We start from the raw sequence: 6498 nt of genomic DNA, 5'->3' as shown, positions 1-6498 counted from the left end.
CCCGTGCTCGTGATCGACGAGGTCGGCTACATCCCGTTCGAGCCCGAGGCAGCGAACCTGTTCTTCCAACTCGTCTCATCCCGCTACGAGCGCGCCAGCCTGATCGTGACCTCGAACAAGAACTTCGCCCGCTGGGGCGAGGTCTTCGGCGACGACACAGTCGCCGCCGCGATGATCGACCGGCTCGTCCACCATGCCGAAGTCATCGCCCTCAAAGGCGACTCCTACCGGCTTAAGAACCGTGAACTCGGCCGCGTCCCCGCGGCCGCCACCGAAGAGAACCAGTAGACGAGGGGGTCAACTTTCGATTGCCGCTAGGGGGTCACTTTTCAGCCGCCGTTGACACCGTCGGCCTCGGGTCGCAGGCTCCCCGCGTCCGACTTCGTCGACGCCGGTGGGATCAGCTGAGTCCGACTTCGTCGTCCCCAACTGATCCCGACCTGTACTTGTGCGGCGTCTCCATCCGTCGGCCTCGGGTCGCAGGCTCCCCGCGTCCGACTTCGTCGACGCCGGTGGGATCAGCTGAGTCCGACTTCGTCGTCCCAACTGTTCCCGACCTGTACTTGTGCGGCGTCTCCATCCGTCGGCCTCGGGTCGCAGGCTCCCCGCGTCCGACTTCGTCGACACCGGTGGAATCAGCTGAGTCCGACTTCGTCGTCCCCAACTGTTCCCGACCTGAACTTGGGCGGCGTGTCCCCGGGGGGAGCAGTGCCGCACGGTCCGGAGCGCTCTGGCTGCGCCCGTAGAATGGGTGACCGTGACTGAGCAGCAACTTGACGACTGGGTGTCCCGACTCGCCGACGAAGTGATCGCCGATGCGAAGCAGCGCGACATCAAGGTGGTCTGCGCCTCGGGCATCTCCCCGTCGGGCCCGATCCACCTGGGCAACCTGCGCGAGGTGATGACCCCGCACCTGGTTGCCGACGAGGTCCGGCGCCGCGGCATCGAGTGCGAGCACATCATCAGCTGGGACGACTACGACCGGTTCCGCAAGGTGCCCAAGGGCATTGCGGGAGTGGACGATTCGTGGGCGGAGCACATCGGCAAGCCGATCACCTCCGTGCCGCCGCCGCCCGGTTCGAGTGCCGACTCCTGGTCGGCCCACTTCCGCGAGCAGTGTGAGCGCTCGTTGGCCGAGCTGGGCATCACCTACCGGTCGATCAGCCAGACGCAGCAGTACACCTCCGGCGCCTACACCGAGCAGATCCTGTTCGCGATGAGCCAGCGTGCCGAGATCGACAAGGTGCTCGACCAGTACCGCACGCTCGCGGCGGCCGAGACCAAGATCGACGCGAAGCTCGACGCCGACCAGCAGGCTGCCGCCGCCGAGGCCGCCGAGGGCTCGGGTGCGGCGTCCGAGGACGACGGCGCCAGCGGCACCGACTACTACCCGTACAAGCCCTACTGCACCGTGTGCGACAAGGACTTCACGAAGGTCACCGGCTACGACCCGACCACCGCGCTGCTCGACTACGAGTGCACCTCGTGCGGCCACACGGAGACCGTCGACCTGCACACCTTCCACCGCGGCAAGCTGGTCTGGAAGGTCGACTGGCCGATGCGTTGGGCCTACGAGAAGGTCGTCTTCGAGCCGTCCGGCGTCGACCACCAGTCGCCGGGTTCGTCGTACGCCGTCGGCAAGGAACTCGCGCCGATCTTCGGGTGGGAGCGCCCGATCGGCCCGATGTACGCGTTCGTCGGTATCAAGGGCATGGCGAAAATGAGCTCGTCGAAGGGCGGCGTGCCCGTCGCCGAGGACGCCCTGCAGATCATGGAGCCGGCCCTGCTGCGCTGGCTGTACGCCCGCCGCAAGCCCAACCAGGCCTTCGACGTCGCCTTCGACGCCGAGGTGCAGCGCATGTACGACGAGTGGGATGCGTTGGGCCGCAAAGTTGCCGACGGCAAGGGGCAGGCCGGTGACATCGCCGCCTACACCCGTGCGTCGAGCACGGCCGACGGCGCTCTGCCGACCACGCCCTACCCGGTCGCCTACCGCACGCTCGCGTCGATCGTCGACATCACCACGGGCGACGAGGAGCAGACGCTGCGCATCGTCGGTCAGCTCGACCCGGCCGACCCGCCGGCATCGCTCGACGCGTTGCGTCCGCGGCTCGACTGCGTCGAGCAGTGGGTGGCCACCCGGATGGCCGACGAGGACAAGACGGTCGTGCGCGCCGCGGCCGACCGACAGACCCTCGACAGCCTCTCCGACGACGACCGCCAGTCGCTGCGAATCCTGCTGGACGGCAACGGAACCGACCTCGGTGCGATCGAGGATGTCTGGTCGCTCGACGGCCTCACCCACCAGGTCTACGGCGTGCCGAAGGTGATGTTGGGCCGCAGCCCCGACTTCCGTCCCGACCGCAAGGCGGAGCCGGAGCTGGCGGCGTCGCTCGGCGCCGCCCAGCGCGAGTTCTTCAAGCTGCTCTACAACCTGCTCATCGGCAAGGACACCGGCCCGCGTCTGCCCACCCTGCTGCTCGCGGTCGGCCCGCAGAAGGTGCGCGAACTGCTGAGCTGAATTCCGCTGCGCGACAGCCGCAGACGAGACGGATCCCCCTCCACCGACGCGGTGGAGGGGGATCCGTCGTTCGTCGTCGCGGCGTCAGTTCGCCGGATCGTCGCGGATGCGCTCGTGGTGGTGGATGACCTCGTCGATCACGAACCGCAGGAACTTCTCACCGAACTCAGGGTCGAGTTGGGAGTCGGTCGCGAGCGCGCGCAGGCGGGCCAGTTGGCGCTCCTCGCGCGCCGGATCGGCCGGCGGCAGGTCATGGGTCGCCTTGTACTCACCGACCGCCTGGGTGATCTTGAACCGCTCGGCGAGCAGGTGGATCAGCGCGGCGTCGATGTTGTCGATCGACTGGCGGTAACCGCGCAGGGTCGCGTCCTCGGTGCTGTGCTGTTCGCTCACCCTGCGATTCTCGGACACCGGACGCGGGTGCGGCCAACCGCGTCCGGCACGTGGGCGGAGGCGGGGTGGGCAGGCGGGGTGGGCACGGCCGGGCTCAGCCGGGCAGCACCACCGTCATCCGGTGGGCGGCACGCGTGAGCGCGACGTACAGCACCCGCACACCGCCGGGCGACTCGCGGGTGACCTCGTCGGGGTCGACGATCACCGTGGCGTCGTACTCCAGACCCTTGGTCGACATCGGGTCGACCAACACGATTCGCTCGTCGCCGCCGTCGAGCGAATCGGCCAGCGCCGCAAAGTGTTTCGCCGGGGCGATCACCGCGACGAGTCCTTCCACCTCGGCCAGCAGGTTGTTCGCGGCCGAGACGGAGCCGGCGACGACGTCGCGCTCACGAACCTCCGCCGGTTCGACGCCGGTCTCGCGCACGGCGTCGGGGATGTCGGCGTCGGGCACCGACCGGCGCACCACCTTCGCGGCGTACTCGAAAATCTCGCGGGCGTTGCGGTAGTTGGTCGTCATGTGGAACGAGCGGCGCTCCTTCTTGCCGAACGCCTCCTCGCGCGCGGCGCGCGCCTCGGCCTCGTCGGGCCACGACGACTGCGCGGCGTCGCCGACGACGGTCCACGACGCGTACCGACCGCGGCGACCGACCATCCGCCACTGCATGGGGGAGAGGTCTTGAGCCTCGTCGACGAGCACGTGGGCGTACTCGCTCCACCGCTCGATGCGGCCCTGCAGCAACTGCTCACGGGCACCGGCCGGACGGCGGCGGTACTGCACCTCCTCGTCGGTGACCAGGGTGCCGGCGGGCCGCACTTCCTGCACGTCGTACTGGGTGGGGTCGTCGAGCAACTCGATCTCGTAGAACCCGCGCTCGGGGTTCTCCTGCTCGACGACGAGCCCGAGACGGGCCGACAGGTCGTCGACCAGGGCGGCGTCGGCGACGCTCCAGGTGCCGGTGGCCAGCGCAACGTCGAGCGACCGGCCGAGTGCCTCAGTCTCGGCGGCGGAGAGCAAGCCGTCGCAATACCGTTGCAGGCGTTGGCGATCGGTCATCCACAGCAGCACCTCGCGCGGGTCGGTCTGCGGCCACCACGCCTGCATGAACGACTCGACCTCGAGGTGGTCGGCGAAGCGTTCGAGGAACTCCGAACGCTCGAGCGTGCCGGCGTGCGGACGCACCTGGGTCCACGCCGCGTCGGCGAGGGCGTCCTGCGCAGCCGCGGTGGCGGTGTTGTGCTGGTGGTTGCGCAACACCCGGCGGCGGATGTCTGCCAACTGGGCGGCGCCGACGTGCACCGGGTGGCCGGACACCATCGCGCGGAACCGGTCGGGGGCGTCTGGGTGCGCGTCGCGGGCGGCGCGTCCGAGCACGGGGCGGATGCGCAGCGATCCCTTGACGACGGCCGCGTCGGGCTCGTCGAGACGGACGGTGGTGAGGCCCTCGATCACGTCGCCGAGCGACCGCAGGGTCACGGTGTCTTCACCCAGCGACGGAAGCACGCGCTCGATGTAGGCGGTGTAGGCCGCCGACGGGCCGATCACCAGGATGCCGCCGCTCTCGTACTTGCGACGGTCGGAGTAGAGCAGGTAGGCCGCCCGGTGCAGCGCCACCACGGTCTTTCCAGTGCCGGGGCCGCCGCTGATCTCGGTGACGCCGCGCGCGGTGGCCCGGATCGCTTGGTCCTGGTGCTGCTGGATGGTCGCGACGATGTCGCGCATGCGTCCGCCGCGGGTGCGGGTCAACGCCGCCATCAGCGCGCCGTCGCCCACCACGACCATGTCGTCGGGCGCCTCGGGCACCATCAGGTCGTCCTCGACGCCGATGACGCGTTCGCCGCGGCAGCGCAGCACCCGCCGGCGCAGCACGCCCTTCGGGTCGGACGGCGTGGCCTGGTAGAAGGCGGCGGCCGCCGGGGCGCGCCAGTCGATCACCAGCGGTTCGTAGTCGTCGTCGCGCACCCCGAGACGTCCGACATAGCGCACCTCGCGGGTCTCGCCGTGCTCGTCGGGCCGCTCGTGCTCGAGGTCGAGGCGGCCGAACACCAGGCCCTCGTACTGGGTCTCGTAGCTGCGTCGCTGGCGGCTGGCGTGGAAGACGAGCACGTCGCGCTCGAAGAGCCCGGTGATCTCCTCCTCGCGCACCTCGCCGGTGCGGGAGGAGCGGCCCCGGGTGTGTCCCTCGGCCTCCACCAGCGCGGCCCGGTCGGAAGCCTTCTTCAGTTCGGCGTAGACACGGTCGACGTGCGCCTGCTCGAGCTCGATCTCCTGCTCGACGGCAGGTGACACCTGTGGTGTCGATGACGTCATACTTCCCCCAGGTCGAAGGTGCGGCGGTTGGTCGGAGCCGCCGAATCAACGAGTTTACGGTCCGGCGTGGCAGCGGACGAAACGTGTCCGGCCGTTGCTCAGATCAATCCCGACTTCGCCGCCAACACGCCTGCCTGGAAACGGGTTTCGGCGCCGACCCGCTGCATGAGGTCGCGCACCCGCCGTTCGACGGTGCGCTGCGAGACGCCGAGCCGCCGGGCGATCGTCGAGTCGGTGGCACCGGCCGCCAACAGTTCCAGGACGCGTCGATCGCGCGGCTCGAGGGTGTGACCGGTGTCGCCGATCTGCCACGGCGAGGCCTGGCGCCAGGCCCACTGCACGGCGTTGTCGATCGCGAGCGTTGCCTCGGGTGTGCTGATCAGCAGGCCGAGGGCCTCGCCGTTCGGCCCGTCGATGTCGACTACCGCCATGCCGCGATCGTTGACCAGCGCCGAGAACGGCAGGAACGGCAGGTAGCGGTGCTGCTCGCCCGATCGCAGGTGGGCGGGCAGCACCTCGGCGGCCCGCGGATATCGCAGGGTGGCGGTCTCCAGGGTGAGACGAACCTCGAGCGCCACGCCGCGCTCGTTGCGCAGCGGTTTGCGGTGGATGTCCATCGGCCGGTCGAACAGGTAGCGCGTGTAGGCGGTGTTCTTGCGCACCCCGATCACGCGTTGCGACGCCAACGCCATGACCTGCTGTGACGCGGCGCCGATCTCCTCCTCGCCCGCGAGCCGGTCGTAACCGCTGGGGGCGGGCTTGTCGCCGAGGCGGCTGGCGTAGGTGCGGGTGATCGCTGCGGTCGATGCACGGATCGTGCTCGCGTACTCCTCCAGGCGGGAGGCGAACGCCGGTAGTGCGATGTCGGGTGGCGTGGCCTCCCAGGCGCCCACCGCCGACTGGCGCGCGAGCCCGCGATGGACGAACGAATCCATCACCCGCTCGACGTATTCGGCGTCGAAGCCGCGCACCACGAGTTCGTCGCGGGTCACCGACGGCGCCTCGACCAACGCCAGGTAGAGCGCGGTGTGGTCGTCGGCGGGGTCGAAGTCCACCCGGGGAGCCCCGGACACCCCCGGTGCTCCGGACGCGGGGTGCGCAGCGGACGTCGTCCGGCTCGGCGTCCGCTTGCTGCTGGTGGGTGGCATGACGGGGTCCTCAGAGCGCTCGTCCGGGTGGGCTGATTCACAGCTTAGTGGCGGTTATACGACACCGTCATACTTCCGACAGCGTTGCGTTGGACAACGATGATTCACGTGAGTAATAGTTGATC

General features: G+C 69.5%; 5 protein-coding genes. 2 read left to right on the top strand and 3 right to left on the bottom strand.

Annotated features, from left to right (window positions below; translation table 11 throughout):
- The coding region (locus DFJ65_RS16760; protein WP_170144137.1) for an ATP-binding protein at nucleotides 1-288 on the top strand (288 nt) is incomplete at its 5' end.
- A gap of 469 nt (nucleotides 289-757) precedes the next feature.
- Nucleotides 758-2521 carry a lysine--tRNA ligase gene (gene lysS, locus DFJ65_RS16755; protein WP_115924445.1) on the top strand — a complete coding sequence of 588 codons (1764 nt, stop codon included), beginning with the start codon at nucleotides 758-760 and terminating at the stop codon, nucleotides 2519-2521.
- Nucleotides 2522-2605: 84 nt separating this feature from the next.
- Here the strand turns inward: lysS and DFJ65_RS16750 are convergent, their stop codons facing one another.
- The 3 genes from DFJ65_RS16750 to DFJ65_RS16740 all read right to left on the bottom strand — a co-directional run bounded on the left by DFJ65_RS16750 (nucleotide 2606) and on the right by DFJ65_RS16740 (nucleotide 6373).
- Complete coding sequence (locus DFJ65_RS16750) at nucleotides 2606-2914, bottom strand: chorismate mutase (protein ID WP_115924006.1); 309 nt, start codon at nucleotides 2912-2914, stop codon at nucleotides 2606-2608.
- Nucleotides 2915-3008: 94 nt separating this feature from the next.
- Nucleotides 3009-5225, bottom strand: a complete 2217-nt coding sequence (locus DFJ65_RS16745; protein ID WP_115924005.1) for a HelD family protein — start codon at nucleotides 5223-5225, stop codon at nucleotides 3009-3011.
- A 98-nt stretch (nucleotides 5226-5323) separates the two neighbouring features.
- Nucleotides 5324-6373 (bottom strand): helix-turn-helix transcriptional regulator, encoded by a 1050-nt coding sequence (locus tag DFJ65_RS16740; RefSeq protein WP_115924004.1) that lies wholly within the window; start codon nucleotides 6371-6373, stop codon nucleotides 5324-5326.
- Nucleotides 6374-6498: the final 125 nt, after the last annotated feature.

Origin of the sequence: Calidifontibacter indicus (assembly GCF_003386865.1) — a bacterium.
GTDB classification, from domain to species: domain Bacteria; phylum Actinomycetota; class Actinomycetes; order Actinomycetales; family Dermatophilaceae; genus Yimella; species Yimella indica.
This window is presented reverse-complemented; position numbering and strand designations above follow the sequence as displayed.

What these genes read in the sequence shown, in the direction of transcription:
- DFJ65_RS16740 (WP_115924004.1), bottom strand. Translation starts at nt 6,373, where the DNA reads ATGCCACCCACCAGCAGCAAGCGGACGCCGAGCCGGACGACGTCCGCT.
- DFJ65_RS16745 (WP_115924005.1), bottom strand. Translation starts at nt 5,225, where the DNA reads ATGACGTCATCGACACCACAGGTGTCACCTGCCGTCGAGCAGGAGATC.